This window comes from Streptomyces griseoaurantiacus (assembly GCF_036189845.1).
Lineage (GTDB): Bacteria > Actinomycetota > Actinomycetes > Streptomycetales > Streptomycetaceae > Streptomyces > Streptomyces griseoaurantiacus.
In genome coordinates this window covers 1,203,481-1,221,006 of record NZ_CP108326.1, presented here as the reverse complement: position 1 = coordinate 1,221,006, position 17,526 = coordinate 1,203,481, and the positions used below count along the sequence as shown (strand labels likewise).

15 protein-coding genes are annotated in these 17,526 nt (G+C 73.6%); 12 read left to right on the top strand and 3 right to left on the bottom strand.

Features of this window, described 5'->3' with window-relative positions:
* Window positions 1-81: 81 nt before the first annotated feature.
* Window positions 82-615 (bottom strand): hypothetical protein, encoded by a 534-nt coding sequence (locus OHB09_RS05485; protein ID WP_040895999.1) that lies wholly within the window; start codon window positions 613-615, stop codon window positions 82-84.
* Window positions 616-995: 380 nt separating this feature from the next.
* Here OHB09_RS05485 and fmt point away from each other — a divergent pair, with 380 nt between their 5' ends.
* The 9 genes from fmt (at window position 996) to OHB09_RS05440 (ending at window position 12,023) form a co-directional block, all read left to right on the top strand.
* On the top strand, window positions 996-1,928 hold the full coding sequence (fmt, locus tag OHB09_RS05480; protein WP_006141567.1) for a methionyl-tRNA formyltransferase: 933 nt from the start codon (window positions 996-998) through the stop codon (window positions 1,926-1,928).
* A gap of 249 nt (window positions 1,929-2,177) precedes the next feature.
* The gene (locus OHB09_RS05475; protein WP_191854450.1) at window positions 2,178-3,596 is read left to right on the top strand and encodes an RsmB/NOP family class I SAM-dependent RNA methyltransferase; all 1,419 of its coding nucleotides are present in this window, start codon (window positions 2,178-2,180) and stop codon (window positions 3,594-3,596) included.
* 256 nt (window positions 3,597-3,852) lie between these two features.
* Window positions 3,853-4,539 carry a ribulose-phosphate 3-epimerase gene (rpe, locus tag OHB09_RS05470; RefSeq protein ID WP_328921676.1) on the top strand — a complete coding sequence of 229 codons (687 nt, stop codon included), beginning with the start codon at window positions 3,853-3,855 and terminating at the stop codon, window positions 4,537-4,539.
* A gap of 58 nt (window positions 4,540-4,597) precedes the next feature.
* On the top strand, window positions 4,598-5,668 hold the full coding sequence (locus tag OHB09_RS05465) for a sugar-binding transcriptional regulator (RefSeq protein ID WP_006141563.1): 1,071 nt from the start codon (window positions 4,598-4,600) through the stop codon (window positions 5,666-5,668).
* Window positions 5,669-5,938: 270 nt separating this feature from the next.
* The gene (locus OHB09_RS05460) at window positions 5,939-7,381 is read left to right on the top strand and encodes a GuaB1 family IMP dehydrogenase-related protein (RefSeq protein ID WP_006141562.1); all 1,443 of its coding nucleotides are present in this window, start codon (window positions 5,939-5,941) and stop codon (window positions 7,379-7,381) included.
* A 68-nt stretch (window positions 7,382-7,449) separates the two neighbouring features.
* Window positions 7,450-7,902, top strand: coding sequence for an Lrp/AsnC family transcriptional regulator (locus tag OHB09_RS05455; RefSeq protein WP_006141561.1), 453 nt, complete (start codon window positions 7,450-7,452; stop codon window positions 7,900-7,902).
* A 201-nt stretch (window positions 7,903-8,103) separates the two neighbouring features.
* Complete coding sequence (locus OHB09_RS05450; protein WP_328921675.1) at window positions 8,104-9,399, top strand: MFS transporter; 1,296 nt, start codon at window positions 8,104-8,106, stop codon at window positions 9,397-9,399.
* A gap of 40 nt (window positions 9,400-9,439) precedes the next feature.
* Window positions 9,440-10,231, top strand: a complete 792-nt coding sequence (locus OHB09_RS05445) for a carbon-nitrogen hydrolase family protein (protein WP_328921674.1) — start codon at window positions 9,440-9,442, stop codon at window positions 10,229-10,231.
* Window positions 10,232-10,325: 94 nt separating this feature from the next.
* Window positions 10,326-12,023, top strand: coding sequence for a flavin monoamine oxidase family protein (locus OHB09_RS05440; protein WP_319118575.1), 1,698 nt, complete (start codon window positions 10,326-10,328; stop codon window positions 12,021-12,023).
* A 30-nt stretch (window positions 12,024-12,053) separates the two neighbouring features.
* On the opposite strand, the gene OHB09_RS05435 is transcribed toward OHB09_RS05440, so the two are convergent.
* Complete coding sequence (locus OHB09_RS05435; RefSeq protein ID WP_328921673.1) at window positions 12,054-12,800, bottom strand: DUF5995 family protein; 747 nt, start codon at window positions 12,798-12,800, stop codon at window positions 12,054-12,056.
* Window positions 12,801-13,007: 207 nt separating this feature from the next.
* Here OHB09_RS05435 and OHB09_RS05430 point away from each other — a divergent pair, with 207 nt between their 5' ends.
* Both OHB09_RS05430 and OHB09_RS05425 read left to right on the top strand, forming a co-directional pair.
* Window positions 13,008-14,393 carry a uracil-xanthine permease family protein gene (locus tag OHB09_RS05430; protein WP_234528486.1) on the top strand — a complete coding sequence of 462 codons (1,386 nt, stop codon included), beginning with the start codon at window positions 13,008-13,010 and terminating at the stop codon, window positions 14,391-14,393.
* A 78-nt stretch (window positions 14,394-14,471) separates the two neighbouring features.
* Window positions 14,472-14,936 (top strand): acyl-CoA thioesterase, encoded by a 465-nt coding sequence (locus tag OHB09_RS05425; protein WP_191890870.1) that lies wholly within the window; start codon window positions 14,472-14,474, stop codon window positions 14,934-14,936.
* Here the strand turns inward: OHB09_RS05425 and OHB09_RS05420 are convergent.
* Window positions 14,893-16,125 carry an MFS transporter gene (locus tag OHB09_RS05420; RefSeq protein ID WP_006141553.1) on the bottom strand — a complete coding sequence of 411 codons (1,233 nt, stop codon included), beginning with the start codon at window positions 16,123-16,125 and terminating at the stop codon, window positions 14,893-14,895. The two genes, OHB09_RS05425 and OHB09_RS05420, sit on opposite strands and share 44 nt — an antisense overlap.
* A 156-nt stretch (window positions 16,126-16,281) precedes the next feature.
* Here OHB09_RS05420 and OHB09_RS05415 point away from each other — a divergent pair, with 156 nt between their 5' ends.
* Window positions 16,282-17,457, top strand: a complete 1,176-nt coding sequence (locus OHB09_RS05415) for an ROK family transcriptional regulator (protein WP_093592697.1) — start codon at window positions 16,282-16,284, stop codon at window positions 17,455-17,457.
* Window positions 17,458-17,526 lie beyond the last annotated feature (69 nt).

Genomic DNA, 17,526 nt, shown 5'->3' with positions numbered 1-17,526 from the left:
GGCCCCTGGAGAGGGAAAGCGCGTGAGAGGGGCGCACCCGGAGCCCCGGCCGTGCACGGGGCTCCGTGAGGTGGCCGGGGGTCAGCCGTTGCGGGGGGTCGGGAACGCGGGGGGCCTGGGCTCCTCGCGCAAGGACGGACTCCCCGCCTTCGGCTGCGTCGGCATCGCCCGCGCCGCCGGTACCGTCGGCAGACCGGAACCGACGTTGACGGGGCGCGAGCCCGCCGACTCCGCCGTGCGCTCCGCCTCGGCGGCGGCCTGGGCGGCCGCCCTGCGCGCCCCGTAGCGCCGGTGCACCGCCTGCTTGGTGACACCGAGCGCGGAGCCGACCGCGTCCCACGAGAACCCCAGGGAGCGGTCGAAGTCGACGGCCGCGGTGACCAGGGTCTCGACGCTGTCCCGCAGTTCCTGGGCGAGACGGACGGTCGGAGCGGGAGCCCGCCCGTAGACGACGAAGCCCGCGGAGGGCCCGGAGCGGCGGGGACGGTAGACGTTGCCCAACTGGGCGGTGAGCGTGCGCAGCGCGTCCACCTGCCGGCGGACCCGCTCGATGTCCCGCACCAGCAAGTGCAGGCTGGCCCGGGCCTGGGCGTCGTGGGTTGCGTGGTCGGCCATGAACAAGCCTCTCGAACCGGCGATGAAGAGATGAAGAGGGTGAAGAAGGTGAAGAAGGTGCTGAGGGTGAAGAAGGTGGTGAGGGTGAGCAGAGGGCACTGGAGGTGTGCGGCGGGCTGTGGACCGGGGGTTCCGGTCCGTCGGGGTCAACTCCTTCTTGACCAACGCGTTCGCGCGTGACTGGTCACGGTGTGGGGGCGCGGAAGCATTCGCGTACGCCCACCGGGCCCGCCCGCACCCCCGAGGGCGGCGCCGCGGGCCGGGGCCTCCCGGCACCGCCGGGCCACGGCCGTCCCGGAGGCGCCGGGCCATAGACTGGGCGGACTTCGCCGCAGGTACGCATCGGTACGCAACACTGCCCGAGAGGCCGACACACCCGTATGAAGCTCGTCTTCGCAGGCACCCCCGAGGTCGCCGTCCCCGCCCTGGACGCCCTGATCGCCTCCGGGCGGCACGAGGTCGCCGCCGTCGTCACGCGCCCCGACGCCCCGGCCGGACGCGGCCGGCGGCTGGTCGCCAGCCCGGTCGCCGAGCGGGCCGAGGAGGCCGGCATCGAGGTGCTCAAGCCGCGCCGCCCCCGCGACGAGGACTTCCTGGCACGGCTGCGCGAGATCGCCCCGGACTGCTGCCCCGTCGTCGCATACGGCGCCCTGCTGCCCCGCGTCGCTCTCGACGTGCCGGCCCACGGCTGGGTCAACCTGCACTTCTCGCTGCTGCCCGCGTGGCGCGGTGCCGCCCCCGTGCAGCACTCCCTGATGGCGGGCGACGAGATCACCGGCGCCTCCACCTTCCTGATCGAGGAGGGGCTCGACTCCGGACCGGTCTACGGCACCGTCACCGAGGAGATCCGGCCCACCGACACCAGCGGCGACCTGCTCACCCGGCTCGCCTTCGCCGGTTCCGGGCTGCTGGCCGCCACCATGGACGGGATCGAGGACGGCACCCTGGAGGCGGTGCCGCAGCCCGCCGAGGGCGTCACGCTCGCCCCGAAGATCACGGTCGAGGACGCGCGCGTCGACTGGGCCGCCCCGGCCCTCCGCGTCGACCGGGTCGTGCGCGGTTGCACCCCGGCACCCGGTGCCTGGACCACCTTCCGCGGGGAGCGGCTGAAGCTGATCCAGCTGGCCCTCGCCCCCGAACGCGCCGAACTCGCCCCGGGCGCGGTCGCCGTCGGCAAGAACAGCGTCCACGTGGGCACCGGTTCGCACGCCGTCGAGCTGCTGTGGGTGCAGGCCCAGGGCAAGAAGCCGATGCGCGCGGCCGACTGGGCGCGGGGCGTGCGCATCACGGAGGACGAGCGGGTGGGCGACTGACGGGCTCCACGGGCGGCGAACGAGCCCTCACGGAGGACGAGCGGGTGGGCGACCGACCGGCGCCACGGGCGGCGAACGGGCCCCACGGGCGACAACCGGCCTCACGGAGGACGAAGGGGCCCTCACGGGCTCCCGGCCGAGGGCCTGTCAGACCCCCGCGGGCGGTCCCTCCGCTCCCCGCCGGGCGTCCCCGTGGTCACCGCGTAGGCTGGGCGGACAGCCCGTTCTGCGACCCGGAGCACCTTTTTCGTGAGCGATCAGCCCCGCCGTCCCCGTAAACCCGGCAAGCCCTACCGCAGGCCCCAGAAGGACCCCGTCCGCTTCCTCGCCTTCGAGGCGCTGCGCGCGGTGGACGAACGGGACGCGTACGCCAACCTCGTCCTGCCCCCGCTGCTGCGCAAGGCCCGCGAGCAGGACGGCTTCGACGGCCGGGACGCCGCGCTTGCCACCGAGCTCGTCTACGGCACGCTGCGCCGGCAGGGCACCTACGACGCGATCCTCGCCGCCTGCGTCGACCGTCCGCTGCGCGAGGTGGACCCGCCGGTCCTCGACGTGCTCAGCCTCGGCGCGCACCAGCTGCTCGGCACGCGCATCCCCACGCACGCCGCGGTCTCCGCCTCCGTAGAGCTGGCCCGCGTGGTGCTCGGCGACGGACGGGCCAAGTTCGTCAACGCCGTGCTGCGCAAGGTCGCCCGGCACGACCTCGACGGCTGGCTGGAGCAGGTCGCGCCGCCGTACGACGACGACCCCGAGGAGCACCTCGCGGTCGTGCACTCGCATCCCCGCTGGATCGTCTCCGCCCTGTGGGACTCCCTCGGCGGCGGCCGGGCCGGCATCGAGGACCTGCTGGAGGCCGACAACGAGCGCCCCGAGGTCACCCTCGTCGCCCGCCCCGGCCGGGCCACCGCCGAGGAACTCCTGCGCGAGCCGGCCGCCGAGCCGGGCCGCTGGTCGCCCTACGCCGTCCGGCTCACCGAGGGCGGCGAGCCCGGAGCCGTGGAGGCCGTGCGGGAGGGCCGCGCCGGGGTGCAGGACGAGGGCAGCCAGCTCGTCGCGCTGGCCCTCGCCAACGCCCCGGTGGAGGGCCGCGACGAACGGTGGCTGGACGGCTGCGCCGGACCCGGCGGCAAGGCCGCGCTGCTGGCCGCGCTCGCCGCCGAGCGGGGAGCCGCTCTGGTGGCGGCGGAGAAGCAGCCGCACCGGGCGGGCCTGGTGGCCAGGGCGCTGCACGGCAATCCCGGCCCCTACCAGGTGGTCACCGTCGACGGCACCCGCCCGGCGTGGCGCCCGGGGACGTTCGACCGGGTACTGGTGGACGTGCCCTGCACCGGTCTGGGCGCGCTGCGCAGGCGGCCCGAGGCGCGGTGGCGGCGCCGGCCGGAGGACCTGGACGGGTTCGCCCCGCTGCAGCGCGGTCTGCTGGAGATGGCCCTGCGGTCGGTGCGGGTGGGCGGAGTCGTCGGGTACGCGACGTGTTCGCCGCACCTCGCCGAGACGCGGGCGGTGGTGACGGACGTACTCAAGCGGCAGCCGGGCTTCGAACAGCTCGACGCGCGACCGCTGCTGCCGGGGGTGTCCCTGCTGGGGGAGGGCCCCGACGTGCAGTTGTGGCCGCATCTGCACGGCACGGACGCGATGTACCTGGCGCTGCTGCGCCGCGTCTCCTGAGCGGTCCCCGGCATCCCGAGGCCGCGTGAGCGGGGACGCCGTTCCCCGCGTATCTCAATAGGTCGGTAGGTCGGTAGGTCGGTACCTCGGTGGGCGGGCAGTACCTCGGTACGTGCGCGCCTGACGTGCGTGCGCGCCTGACGTGCGTGCGTACCCGAGGACCGCGCCGACCCGAAGACACCGTTCGACACCGTTCCCCGCGCACCCGGAGGGCCGCGGGGCGAAGCCCGCCGCCGCGGCATGGGAGGCTTGAGGCATGGCCGTGCAGATCAACCCCAGCATCCTGTCCGCCGACTTCGCGCGTCTCGCCGAGGAGGCGCGGGCGGTCGAGGGGGCCGACTGGCTCCACGTCGACGTCATGGACAACCACTTCGTACCCAACCTGACGCTCGGCGTGCCGGTCGTGGAGTCGCTGGCCCGGGCGACGGACACCCCGCTGGACTGCCACCTGATGATCGAGGCCCCCGACCGCTGGGCGCCCCAGTACGTCGAGGCGGGCGCCTCCTCCGTCACCTTCCACGTGGAGGCGGCCGCCGCGCCGGTGCGCCTCGCCCGGGAGATCCGCGCCAAGGGGGCCCGCGCCTCCATGGCCCTCAAGCCCGCGACCCCGATCGAGCCGTACGAGGACCTGCTGCCCGAACTCGACATGCTGCTGATCATGACCGTCGAGCCCGGCTTCGGCGGCCAGGCCTTCCTCGACATCATGCTGCCCAAGATCCGCCGCACCCGGCAGCTCATCGGCAAGCACGGCCTCGACCTGTGGCTGCAGGTCGACGGCGGTGTCTCGGCCTCGACCATCGAGCGCTGCGCGGAGGCCGGCGCGGACGTCTTCGTCGCCGGCAGCGCGGTCTACGGCGCCGAGGATCCGGCCGCGGCGGTGCGTGCCCTGCGCGCCCAGGCCGAGAACGTGACGGCGGGTGTCTCCTGGGCAGGCGACCACTGAACGAACGCGAGCCGAACGCCGATCGTCCGGGCTGATCGCGATCCGTGGATCTGCGAGGATGAACGGCACATCGAAATGTGAACAGCAGCACACAAGTGAGGAGATGGCCGTGTCGGGTATGTCGGCGGGCCGGTCGGCGATGCGGATGGGACCCGCTGAGCTGGTGCAGGCGGCGGCCATGGCACGCCGCTTCTACCTCGAGGGCAAATCGAAGATCCAGATCGCCGAGGAGTTCGGCGTCAGCCGCTTCAAGGTGGCCCGGGTCCTGGAGACCGCCCTCGAACGGGATCTCGTGCGCATCGAGATCCGCGTCCCCGCGGAGCTGGACGCCGAGCGCTCCGACGCGCTGCGGGCCCGTTACGGTCTCCGGCACGCCGTCGTGGTGGAGTCCCCCGCCGACGTCGACGAGTCGCCCGACCCGGAGAACCTCGGCGAGGTCGCCGCGGACCTGCTGGGCGAACTGGTGACCGAGGGCGATGTGCTGGGGCTGGCCTGGGGCCGCTCCACCATCCACATGGCGGCCGCCCTCGACCGGCTGCCGCCGTGCACGGTCGTGCAGCTCACGGGGGTCTACGACGCCGGGACCGCGGAACGCGGCTCGGTGGAGGCCGTGCGGCGGGCCGCGCAGGTCTCCGGCGGGGACGCGCACCCCATCTACGCCCCGATGCTGCTGCCGGACGCGGCCACCGCGGCGGCGCTGCGGCACCAGACCGGGATCGCGCGGGCCTTCGAGTACTTCGACAAGGTCACCGTCGCCTGCGTCTCCATCGGTTCCTGGGAGGCGGGCATCTCCACGGTGCACGACATGCTCAGCGAGGAGGAGCGCTCGCACTACGCGACGCTCGGTGTGGCCGCGGAGATGTCCGCGCACCTCTTCGACGCCGAGGGGCGCCGGGTGGGGCGCGACCTGGGGGAGCGCTGCATCACGGTCAAGGCCGACCAGCTCCGGCGCGTCCCCGAGGTCGTCGCGATCGCGGGCGGACAGCGCAAGGCGGCGGCGATCGACGCGGTGCTGCGCTCGGGACTGGTGACGAGCCTCGTCACCGACACCTCCGCCGCGGACGCGCTGATGACCGCGGGACCGGCCCCCAAACCGGCGCTGAGCCGCGCGGACCCCGACGGGGTGTGAGCGCGGCCGCGCGCCCCGGGTTCCCCGCGCCCCCTGAGGGTAGCGCCCGGTTCTCCGCGCCTCCTGAGGGGAGGGCGGGGGACCGTGCGGGCCGGGGCGGTGCCTCCGGCGCGGGGTCCGCCCCGTGAGGACATCGGCGGGGACACCCCCATGGGCACCCGGACGGAGTTCCTAGCGGCACCGTCTGGACGTTCGTACGAGCCCCGGACCCCGTGCCCTGGACGATCCTCCCCGTCCCACCGGGCCGCTCCCCGTGTGAGAATCAAGTACGTGCGTTTCCTCCATGACATCAAGCCGCCCCACGACCTGACGTACGACGACGTCTTCATGGTCCCCCGCCACAGCACCGTCGGCTCCCGCCAGTCCGTGGACCTCAGCTCCCCCGACGGCAGCGGCACGACCATCCCGCTCGTCGTCGCCAACATGACCGCGATCGCCGGCCGCCGCATGGCCGAGACCGTGGCCCGCCGCGGCGGCCTGGTCGTCATCCCGCAGGACATCCCGATCGAGGTCGTCACCGACGTCCTGGCCTGGGTCAAGAGCCGTCACCACGTGCTCGACACCCCGATCGTCCTCGCCCCGCACCAGACCGTCGCCGACGCGCTCGCCCTGCTGCCCAAGCGGGCCCACAACGCCGGCGTGGTCGTCGACGAGAACCGGCGCCCCGTCGGCGTCGTCACCGACCGGGACCTGACCGGCGTCGACCGCTTCACCCAGCTCGAAGTGGTCATGTCCAAGGACCTGCTGCTCCTCGACGCGGACATAGACCCCCGCGAGGCCTTCAACCGCCTGGACGGGGCCAACCGCCGCTACGCCCCGGCCGTCGACGCCGAGGGCCGGCTCGCCGGCATCCTCACCCGCACCGGCGCCCTGCGCGCCACCCTCTACACCCCCGCCACCGACGCCCGGGGCAGGCTGCGTGTCGCCGCCGCCGTCGGCATCAACGGGGACGTGGCGGGCAAGGCCAAGCAACTCCTCGACGCGGGCGTCGACACCCTCGTGATCGACACCGCGCACGGCCACCAGGAGTCGATGATCAGCGCGCTGAAGCTGGTCCGCGCCCTCGACCCCGAGGTGCCCGTCGTGGCCGGCAACATCGTCTCCGCCGAGGGCGTCAAGGACCTGATCGACGCGGGTGCGGACATCATCAAGGTCGGCGTCGGCCCCGGCGCCATGTGCACCACCCGCATGATGACCGGCGTCGGCCGGCCGCAGTTCTCCGCCGTCCTGGAGTGCGCGGCCGAGGCGCGCAAGTACGGCAAGCACGTGTGGGCCGATGGCGGCGTCCGTCACCCGCGCGACGTGGCGATGGCCCTCGCGGCCGGCGCCTCGAACGTGATGATCGGCTCCTGGTTCGCCGGCACCTACGAGTCGCCCGGCGACCTCCAGCACGACGCCGACGGACGGCCGTACAAGGAGTCCTACGGCATGGCCTCCGCCCGCGCCGTGCGCAACCGCACCTCGGAGGAGTCGGCGTACGACCGCGCCCGCAAGGCGCTGTTCGAGGAGGGCATCTCCACCTCCCGGATGTTCCTCGATCCGGCCCGTCCGGGCGTCGAGGACCTCATCGACATGATCATCGCGGGCGTCCGCTCCTCCTGCACCTACGCCGGCGCGGGCTCCCTGGAGGAGTTCGCCGAGAAGGCCGTCGTGGGCATCCAGAGCGCGGCGGGCTACGCCGAGGGCAAGCCCCTGCACGCGAGCTGGAGCTGAGACCGCGAGGACGTCCCCGGCTCCGGCCGGGGGCGCCCCCTTCCCCGAGCAGAAGTGAACCGCCACCCGTGCTGAACGAACTCGACGAACGCATCGTGCACGCCCTCGCCGAGGACGCCCGGCGCTCCTACGCGGACATCGGGCACCTGGTCGGCCTGTCGGCCCCCGCCGTGAAGCGGCGCGTCGACCGGCTGCGCAGCACCGGTGCCATCACCGGGTTCACCGTCCGCGTGGACCCGGCGGCGCTCGGCTGGGAGACCGAGGGGTTCATCGAACTGCACTGCCGGCGCAACACCTCGCCGGAGACCATCCGGCGGGGCCTCGAGCGGTACCAGGAGGTCGTGGCCGCGTCCACCGTCACCGGGGACGCGGACGCGGTCGTCCAGGTCTTCGCCTCCGACATGCGCCACTTCGAACGTGTGCTGGAACGGATCGCGGGGGAGCCCTTCGTGGAACGGACCAAGTCCGTCCTCGTGCTCTCCCCGCTGCTGCGCCGCTTCTCCTCGGGGGCACCGGCGTAGGGGTCCTCCCCACGCAGGGCCGGGCGTGAAATCCCGGCGACACCGCCCGCCCCGCCGGTCTACGCTCCCCGTATGACCTGGCGACATTGATACCCCGCCCACGCCTCCCGAGGGCGACGGCCCGCCCACGCTTCCCGAGGGCCGCCCCGGACACCGCACGTCCACACGTCCGGTGTCCGACATTCGACCTCGGGAAGGCCGATGCCCTCTTCACCCGCGCCCGCCGGCGGTCCGCGGCGGCTCACGCGCACCCTCTACCGCTACGCGTTCCTCGACGAGTTCGTCCTCCTGTACCCGGTGTACGCGCTGCTGTTCAGCGACACCGGACTCTCGGTCTGGCAGATCTCCTCCCTGTTCGCCCTCTGGTCCCTCACCGGCGTCGTCCTCGAGGTGCCCTCCGGCGCGCTGGCCGACGGAACCTCCCGGCGCCGGCTGCTCGTCCTCGCCCCGCTGCTCACCGCCACCGGCTTCGCCCTGTGGGTGCTGCTGCCCTCGTACGCCTCCTTCGCCGTCGGCTTCGTGCTGTGGGGCGCAGGGGGAGCGCTCGGCTCCGGCACCCTAGAAGCACTCGTCTACGAGGAACTGCAGCGGCTCGGCGCCGCCGACCGCTACGCCGGGATCATGGGCCGGGCCCGCGCCTGCGGACTGGTGGCCGTCATGGCCGCGATGGCCCTCGCCGGGCCCGTGTTCGCCGGGGGCGGCTACCTCGCCGTCGGCGCGGCGAGCGTACTGACCTGCCTGCTCGCCGCGGCCACGGCGAACCGCCTCCCCGAGCACCGGGGGCCGGCCGCCGGCGTCAGGGGCTGGACCGCGACGCTGCGCGCCGGGCTCGCCGAGGCCCGCGACGACCGCTCCGTCCGCGGGGCGCTGCTGCTCGTCCCGGCCGTGACCTCCGTCTTCGAGGCGCTCGACGAGTACACCCCGCTGCTGGTGCGCGACACCGGCGTGGCCGACCGGACGGTGCCGTGGCTTCTGTTGCTGGTCTGGGCCGGGGCCACCGCCGGGGGGCTGCTGGCCGGACCCGGGTCCCGGCTCGGCAGCCGCGGCCTCGCCGCACTGCTGGCGGGCGCCGCCTGCGCCCTGGCCCTGGGCGCCGCCTCGGGCAGCCCGGCCGGACTGGTCGGGATCGCCGCGGCCTTCGGCGGCTTCCAGCTCGCGGTCGTGCTCGCCGACGCGCGGCTCCAACGGCGCCTCACGGACAGCCGCCGGGCCACCCTCACCTCGGTGGCGGGACTGGGCAGCTCCCTCACGACGGTCGCCGTGTACGCGGGGTACGGGGCGCTCGCCACGGCCGCCGGCCACGCCGCCGCCTTCACCTGGGGCGCGACGCCGTACCTGCTGACGGCGGCCCTGCTGGCGCGGGCGGGCCGCCGCCCCCGCCCCTCCCGGCACACGCGCAACGAATCGCCGGAAACGGCCCGGGAGACGCAACGGAAGGCGCACCGGCGCGCAACGGCTCCGCCTTGTCCGCCCAAGTCGCCCGACCGTACGGTCTAAGCGATCCCCGACCCCCCTCCGTACCCGGTGAGGACCCCGCATGCGCACCGCCCTGCTCCAGAGCTCCGGCCGCCCCGGCTCCGTCGTCGAGAACCTGAAGGTCCTCGACGAGGCCGCGGGCCGTGCCGCCGCCGCGGGCGCCGGGCTGCTCGTCACGCCGGAGCTGTTCCTCACCGGGTACGCGATTGGCGAGGACCTCGCCCGGCTCGCCGAGCCCGCCGACGGCGAGGCCGCCGACGAGGTCGCCGAGACCGCCGCCCGCCACGGACTCGCCCTCGCCTACGGCTATCCCGAACGGGCGCCGGAGGGCACGGTCTTCAACTCCGTCCAGCTCGTCACCGCCGAGGGCGCCCGGCTCGCCAACTACCGCAAGACCCACCTCTACGGCGGCTTCGAGCGCGCGCACTTCACCCCCGGCGAGCGACACATCGTCCAGGCCGAGCTGGGCGGCCTCACCGTCGGCCTGATGATCTGCTACGACGTGGAGTTCCCGGAGAACGTGCGCGCCCACGCCCTGGCCGGCACCGACCTGCTGCTCGTGCCGACGGCGCAACTGCACCCCTTCGAGTTCGTCGCCGAGTCCCTCGTGCCGGTGCGCGCCTTCGAGAACCAGATGTACGTGGCCTACGTCAACCGGGTCGGCCAGGAGGGCGAGTTCGAGTTCGTCGGCCTCTCCACGCTCGCCGGACCCGACGGCACCGCCCGCGCCCGGGCCGGCCGGACGGAGGAACTGCTCCTCGCCGACGTGGACCCCGGCCTCCTCGCCGCCTCCCGCGAGGCCAACCCCTATCTGCGGGACCGCCGCCCGGGTCTCTACGGCACGCCCGCCTGACCCGCGTCCCCTTCCCTCCGTTTCCCTCCGTTTCCCTCCGTTTCCCTCCGTGACCCCCGCTCTCCCGTACCACCCGTGCAAGGAGCCGTACCCCATGACGTCCACCGTGCCCAACGCGATCGAGCAGCCCGAGGGGCAGCAGCCGCCGATCACCATGTTCGGCCCGGACTTCCCGTACGCCTACGACGACTTCCTCGCCCACCCCGCCGGTCTCGGCCAGGTCCCCGCGACCGAGCACGGCACCGAGATCGCCGTCATCGGCGGTGGACTGTCCGGCATCGTCGCCGCCTACGAGCTGATGAAGATGGGCCTCAAGCCCGTGGTGTACGAGGCGGACCGGATCGGCGGCCGGCTGCGCACGGTGGGCTTCGAGGGCTGTGACCCCTCGCTGACCGCCGAGATGGGCGCGATGCGCTTCCCCCCGTCCTCCACGGCGCTGCAGCACTACATCGACCTGGTCGGCCTCGAGACCCGGCCGTTCCCGAACCCCCTCGCGGAGGCCACCCCGTCGACCGTCGTCGACCTCAAGGGCGAGTCCCACTACGCCGAGACCATGGACGATCTGCCACAGGTCTACCGGGACGTGGCCGAGGCCTGGGCCCGCTGCCTGGAGGAGGGCGCCGACTTCTCCGTCATGAACCGCGCCCTGCGCGAGCGGGACGTGCCGCGCATCCGCGAGATCTGGTCGCGGCTCGTCGAGAAGCTCGACAACCAGACCTTCTACGGCTTCCTCTGCGACTCCGACGCCTTCTCCTCCTTCCGCCACCGCGAGATCTTCGGCCAGGTCGGCTTCGGCACCGGCGGCTGGGACACCGACTTCCCCAACTCCATCCTGGAGATCCTCCGCGTCGTCTACACCGAGGCCGACGACCACCACCGCGGCATCGTCGGCGGTTCCCAGCAGCTGCCGCTGCGGCTGTGGGAGCGCGAGCCGGGCAAGATCGTCCACTGGCCGTACGGCACCTCGCTGAAGTCCCTGCACGTCGACGGTGCCCCGCGCCCCGCCGTGACCCGCCTGCACCGCACGGCCGGCAACCGCATCACCGTCACCGACGCGCACGGAGACATCCGCACCTACCGGGCGGCGGTCTTCACCGCCCAGTCCTGGATGCTGCTCTCGAAGATCGACTGCGACGACTCGCTCTTCCCGATCGACCACTGGACGGCGATCGAGCGCACCCACTACATGGAGTCCTCCAAGCTGTTCGTCCCCGTCGACCGGCCGTTCTGGCTCGACAAGGACGCGCGCACGGGCCGAGACGTCATGTCGATGACGCTCACCGACCGCATGACGCGCGGCACCTACCTCCTCGACGACGGCCCCGACAGGCCGGCCGTCATCTGCCTCTCCTACACCTGGTGCGACGACAGCCTGAAGTGGCTGCCGCTGTCGGCGAACGAGCGGATGGAGGTCATGCTGAAGTCGCTCGGCGAGATCTATCCCGGCGTCGACATCCGCAAGCACGTCATCGGCAGCCCGGTCACCGTCTCCTGGGAGAACGAGCCCTACTTCATGGGCGCGTTCAAGGCCAACCTGCCCGGCCACTACCGCTACCAGCGCCGCCTGTTCACCCACTTCGTGCAGGACCGGCTGCCCGCGGACAAGCGCGGCATCTTCCTCGCCGGCGACGACATCTCCTGGACGGCGGGCTGGGCCGAGGGCGCGGTGCAGACCGCGCTCAACGCGGTCTGGGGCGTCATGCACCACCTGGGCGGCACGACCGACCCGACCAACCCCGGGCCGGGGGACGTGTACGAGGAGATCGCGCCGGTGGAACTGCCGGAGGACTGAGGGGCTCCGCCTCGGCGTCCCCCGGAGGCCTCAGCGGGCGCCGGGGGCCCACCGTCCCAGCGGGGTGAGCAGCATGCGGCTCGCCAGGCCCACCACCGCGTCCAGCCGGGCGGCGAACTCCCCGGCCAGTTCCGGCAGTCCGCGCAGCGCCCACAGCGCACGGGCCGAGGACCAGCCGGCCTCCCGGGCCCGCTCCAGGCTCCACGAGCCCAGCAGATGCGTCAGCGGGTCGGCGACCTGGAGCAGGTCGGGGCCGGGCATCAGCTCCTCGCGGATACGTTCCTCCATCGCGAGGAGCACGTCGCCGACGCGTTCGAAGTCGTCCTCCAGATCCTCGGGCTCGCAGCCGAGCACCTGGCAGGCGTCCACCACGGCCAGGGCGAGGTCGTGCCCGATGTGCGCGTTGATCCCCGCGAGGGCGAACTGCAGCGGACGTACGCCCGGGTGCCGGCGGAACTGGAACAGCGGACGCCAGCACGCGGGCACCGGTCCGCGCTCGGCCACCGTCAGGTACCGCTCGGCGAACCGGACGTCCAGCGTGCTCGCGCCCCTGCGGTCCGTGAACTCCCCGGCCTCGAGGCGCCGGTCCATTTCCTCGGTGACCGCCAGATAGACGCGGTTGAACACCCCCACCCCGTCCCACTCCGGCCAGGCCGCGCCCAGCGCCCGCATACGGGCGACCACCGCGTCGACGTCGCCGGCGCCGCCGCCGCTGCCACCACCGCTGACAACGCCACCACCGCCGACACCGGCCAAGGACTCCCGCGACCACACCATCCCCGCAGCGTCCCAGCCCACCCGCCTCCGGCACCGCATGGGCCGAGGGCATTCCCCACAACGGGGGACGCGAGGGTGGAGCGGTGCGGTGACGCCTGGAGGGTGCGGCGCCGGGTCTTCCGGCAGGTGGTCGGTGCCTCGGTGGTCCGGTCGGGCGAACGTGCGACCTATATTTTCTTGCGGTACCGAACGAACGGAGTGTGCTTGATGTCGGGTTTTGGTTGGAAGCTGCACGGCGACGGACGCCGCCTGGAAGCGGGTGAGGTCGTCCGGCCGGGGGAGCGGCTCACCTGGACCCGCACCATCGGGCTGGGCGCTCAGCATGTCGTGTCGATGATCGGCGCGTGTTTCGTCGCCCCCGTGCTCATGGGGCTCAACCCGAGCCTCGGCCTGATGGCCTCGGGTGTGGCGACGCTGATGTTCCTCGTGATCACGCGCGGAAGGGTGCCCAGCTACCTGGGGTCCTCGCTCTCCTTCGTCGGCGTGGCGGCGGTCATCGGCAGCCAGGGCGGAGGGCCGGCCGAGCTGACCGGTGCCCTCTTCGTCGTGGGTCTCGCGCTCGCCGTGGTCGGCGTGGTGATCCGCTTCCTCGGCTCCCGGGTGATCCACGCCGTACTGCCCCCGGCCGTGACGGGGGCCGTGGTCATGCTGATCGGCTTCAACCTGGCTCCGGTGGCCGCCTCGACCTACTGGCCGCAGGACCAGTGGTCGGCGCTGGCCACGATGGGGTTCACCGGCCTGGCCCTGGTGGTGCTGCGCGGCTTCTGGTCGCGCATCGCGATCTTCCTCGGGCTCGTGTTCGGGTACCTGCTCTCCTGGCTGCTGGACCTGACCGCGGGGAAGATCCACTCGGTGGACGGCAGCGGCAAGGTGACGGACCACCTGCGCCTGGACCTGACGTCGGTCGAGCAGGCCGCCTGGGTCGGCTTCCCCGATCTGCACGCGCCCGCGTTCAGCTCCTCGGCGATCATCGTGGCCCTGCCGGTCCTGATCGCCCTGGTCGCGGAGAACACCGGCCACATCAAGGCCGTGGGCGAGATGACGGGTGACTCGCTGGACGACGAGCTGGGCACGGCCATCATGGCGGACGGCGCCGCCTCCATGGTCTCGACGGTCGCCGGCGGTCCGGCCACCACCACGTACGCGGAGAACATCGGCGTCATGGCCGCGACCCGCGTGTACTCGACCGCCGCCTACATGTGCGCGGCGCTCTTCGCCCTGCTCTTCGGGCTCTGCCCGAAGTTCGGCGCCTTCGTCGCGGCGATCCCCGGAGGCGTCCTCGGCGGCATCACCGTGATCCTCTACGGCATGATCGGGCTGCTCGGGGCCCAGATCTGGATCCGCAACAAGGTCGACTTCGGTCAGCCGCTGAACCTCATCCCGGCGGCCGCGGGGCTCATCGTGGGCATCGGCGGCGTGAGCCTGAAGATCTCCGACAACTTCGAGCTCAGCGGCATCGCGCTCGGCACCCTGCTGGTGCTGGCCGGCTACCACTGCCTGCGCTGGCTCTCCAAGGCGGCGGGCACGTACCAGCCCGCGCTGCTGGACGGCGGTCTGACCGAGTACGACGAGGAGGAGCGGCCGCGGGAATAGGCCGCACGGCGGGTCTGTCTGAGCGGACGCTTAGTATGGGAAGGTCCGCGCACCCCGCCCTTCTCCAGGAGCCCCCCCGTGACCGCCGAAGCCCCAGCCGCGCCCGCACTGTCGTACGGGCGGCTGGTTCCCGTCACCGTCCACTTCGACGACCTCGACGCCCTCGGGCTGCTGCACAACGCCCGCTACCCCCTCATGGTCGAGCGCGCCTGGGGCGAGCTGTGGCGGGAGTACGGCTTCGGCGGGTACGAGGGGGACTGGGAGGCCGCCGGTGACGCCTGCAACGCCGTGCGGGAGCTGCGGATCGGCTACGAGGCGCCGGTGAGCCGCCCCGGCGTCTACGCCGTGCACCTGTGGCTGGAGCGGCTCGGCACCACCGGGCTGACCTACGGGTTCCGCTTCTGCTCGGCGGACGGGACCGTGACGTACGCCCGCGGCAGCCGGGTCCTGGTGCGGCTGGACCCGGTGACGCTGCGGCCCGCGCCGTGGAGCGAGCCGTTCAGGGCCGTGGGTCGGGAACTGCTGCACCCGGACCGCCGCTGACCCTCTGTCGGTCACGGTCGCCGACCCGCAGTACTCCGGCGAACAGCGCGAGCCCCGAGGCCAGCACCGTCACCAGGGCGAAGGACGCCATCAGGCTGGTCGCCTCGGCGAGCGTGCCGATCGCGCCGGGGGCGACGAGCCCCGAGGTGTAGGTGATGGCCGCGACGCCCGCGATGGCCTGACTCGGGTTCGGCCCGCTGCGGCCGGCCGCGGCGAAGCACAGCGGGACCACCACCGCGATGCCGAGTCCCATCAGGGCGAAGCCGCTCATGGCGACGGCCGGGTGCCCGGCCAGGACGACCATCAGCCCGCCGAGCGTCGCCAGCACACCGCCGACGCGTACGGTCCGGGCGGCGCCGAACCGGTCCACCACCGCGTCGCCCACGAGGCGGGCGACCGCCATGGTCAGCGTGAAGCCGGTGGTGCAGGCCGCGGCGAGGCCGGCCGAGGTCTCGAGCCGGTCGCGCAGGTACACCGCCGACCAGTCCAGGCTCGCGCCCTCCGCGAACACCGCGCAGAAGCCGACCGCGCCGATCAGCAGCGCGGACCGGGGCGGCAGCGAGAACCGCGGCGGCGGTTCCTCCTCCTCGGTGGGCCGCAGGTCCAGCACCCAGTGACAGGCCGCCAGGCCGAGCACGGTCAGGACACCCGCGGCCAGGGCGTGGTGGACGCGCGCGTCGCTGCCCAGGTGGGCGGCGAGCGTGCCGCCGGCCGAGCCGACCAGGGCACCGGCGCTCCACATGCCGTGCAGCCCCGACATGATCGATTTGTCGAGGCGGTTCTCCACCTCCACGCCCAGCGCGTTCATGGCCACGTCGGACATGCCCGCCGCGGCGCCGTAGGCGAAGAGGGCCGGGCACAGCGCGTACACGTTCGGCGAGAGGGACGGCAGGATCAGGGAGAGCGTCCACAGCGCGAGCAGGCCGCGCAGCGCGGCGCGGGAACCGAAGCGGTGGGTGATCCGGCTTGCGAGCGGCATCGCCACGGCCGCGCCGAACGCCGGGAAGGCGAGCGCCAGGCCGAGCTGTCCCGCGCTCACCGAGGCGTGGTCCTGGATCCACGGCACGCGGGTCGCGAACGAGCCGGTCACCGCCCCGTGCACGGCGAAGACGGCCGCCACGGCGTACCGCGCCCGCCTCAGTCCTCGCCTGTCGTGGACCTCGTGGCCCGTTCCGTACACGTCCGCCATGGTGCCTCTTCCCTCCCTGGACCCGTGGGCCGCGATGCTCGCGTAAACTATCAGGGAGCCTACCTGTTAGATAGTCGCTTTACGGCCGGTCGGCCCGGGCCCGGCGTGACGGGAGCCCGGGGCCCTTCGCGCCGTCCCGTCTGGGAGGATCCCGGCATGCCCGCATCCCCGCGCACCGCCCGGGCCATCAACGACCGGCTCGCCCTGCGGCTGCTGCACGAGCACGGGCCGCTGACGGCCGGGCGGTTGAAGCAGCTCACCGGACTGTCCCGGCCCACGGTCGCCGACCTCGTCGAACGGCTGGCCGCCGCCGGGCTGATCGAGGTGGTGGGGGAGTCCGGGGAGCAGCGCCGGGGCCCCAACGCCCGGCTCTACGGGCTCGTCGCCGGGCTCGCGCATCTGGCCGCCCTCGACGTGCGCACCGAGGGCGTCACGGTCCTCGTCGCCGACCTGCTGGGCGAGGTGCTCGCCGAGGCGTCCGTGCCGATCGTCGGCGGCACCGGGACCGGGCCTGCCGTCGAACAGGCGGTGACGCTGGTGGAGCGCACCGCGAAGGAGGCCGGCGTCGACCGCCTGCACACCCTCGCGATCGGCGCGCCCGGGCTGATCGACCCCGCGACGGGAGAACTGCGCGACTCCTCCGGACTGCCCGAGTGGCACCGGCGGCTGGTGGCCGCCCTGCAGGAGCGGCTCCCCGCGCGGGTGATCGTCGAGAACGAGACCAACCTGGCGGCGCTGGCCGAGCGGCGCGACGGGGCCGCGCGCGAGCACGACACGTTCGTGCTGCTGTGGCTGGGACACGGCACCGGGGCGGCGGTCGTGCTCGACGGCGCGCTGCGGCGCGGCGCCTCCGGCGGGACCGGGGAGATCGGCTTCCTGCCGGTGCCGGGAACGGGGGGCCTGCCCTCGGCGAGGGACTGCGAGGGCGGATTCCACGCGCTGGCGGGGGCCGCGGGGGTGATCCGGCTCGCGGAGCGGTACGGGGTGACGGCGCCCTCGGCCGAGCCGGGAGAGCACGCGGCCCTGCTGGTGCGGGCGGGCATCGCGGGCGGGGCCGAGGACTTCCTCGACGCGCTCGCCGAGCGGGTGGCGATCGGAGTGTCGTCCGTCGTCGCCGTCCTGGACCCCGGGTGCGTGGTGCTCGGGGGCGAGGTCGGCCGGGCCGGCGGGGAGGAACTGGCCGGGCGCGTGGCGGAGCGGCTGGCCGGGATGTCGCCGCTGCCGACACGGGTGCGGGTGGGGGAGCTGGGGGGCGGGGCGGTGCTGCGGGGCGCGCTGCTGACGGCCCGCGACGCGGTGCAGGAGTCCGTCTTCGCCGCCCGGCTCGGCTGACCAGCGCGAACGCGGCGGTCCCGTTCCGCCCTGCGGGCTCCCGGGCTTCCGCGCCGGAAATTCCCGGTC

Coding starts and splice junctions, on each gene's coding strand:
- OHB09_RS05485 (WP_040895999.1), bottom strand. CDS start 615: ATGGCCGACCACGCAACCCACGACGCCCAGGCCCGGGCCAGCCTGCAC.
- fmt (WP_006141567.1), top strand. CDS start 996: ATGAAGCTCGTCTTCGCAGGCACCCCCGAGGTCGCCGTCCCCGCCCTG.
- rpe (WP_328921676.1), top strand. CDS start 3,853: ATGGCCGTGCAGATCAACCCCAGCATCCTGTCCGCCGACTTCGCGCGT.
- OHB09_RS05465 (WP_006141563.1), top strand. CDS start 4,598: ATGAACGGCACATCGAAATGTGAACAGCAGCACACAAGTGAGGAGATG.
- OHB09_RS05450 (WP_328921675.1), top strand. CDS start 8,104: ATGCCCTCTTCACCCGCGCCCGCCGGCGGTCCGCGGCGGCTCACGCGC.
- OHB09_RS05445 (WP_328921674.1), top strand. CDS start 9,440: ATGCGCACCGCCCTGCTCCAGAGCTCCGGCCGCCCCGGCTCCGTCGTC.
- OHB09_RS05440 (WP_319118575.1), top strand. CDS start 10,326: ATGACGTCCACCGTGCCCAACGCGATCGAGCAGCCCGAGGGGCAGCAG.
- OHB09_RS05435 (WP_328921673.1), bottom strand. CDS start 12,800: ATGGTGTGGTCGCGGGAGTCCTTGGCCGGTGTCGGCGGTGGTGGCGTT.
- OHB09_RS05430 (WP_234528486.1), top strand. CDS start 13,008: ATGTCGGGTTTTGGTTGGAAGCTGCACGGCGACGGACGCCGCCTGGAA.
- OHB09_RS05420 (WP_006141553.1), bottom strand. CDS start 16,125: ATGGCGGACGTGTACGGAACGGGCCACGAGGTCCACGACAGGCGAGGA.
- OHB09_RS05415 (WP_093592697.1), top strand. CDS start 16,282: ATGCCCGCATCCCCGCGCACCGCCCGGGCCATCAACGACCGGCTCGCC.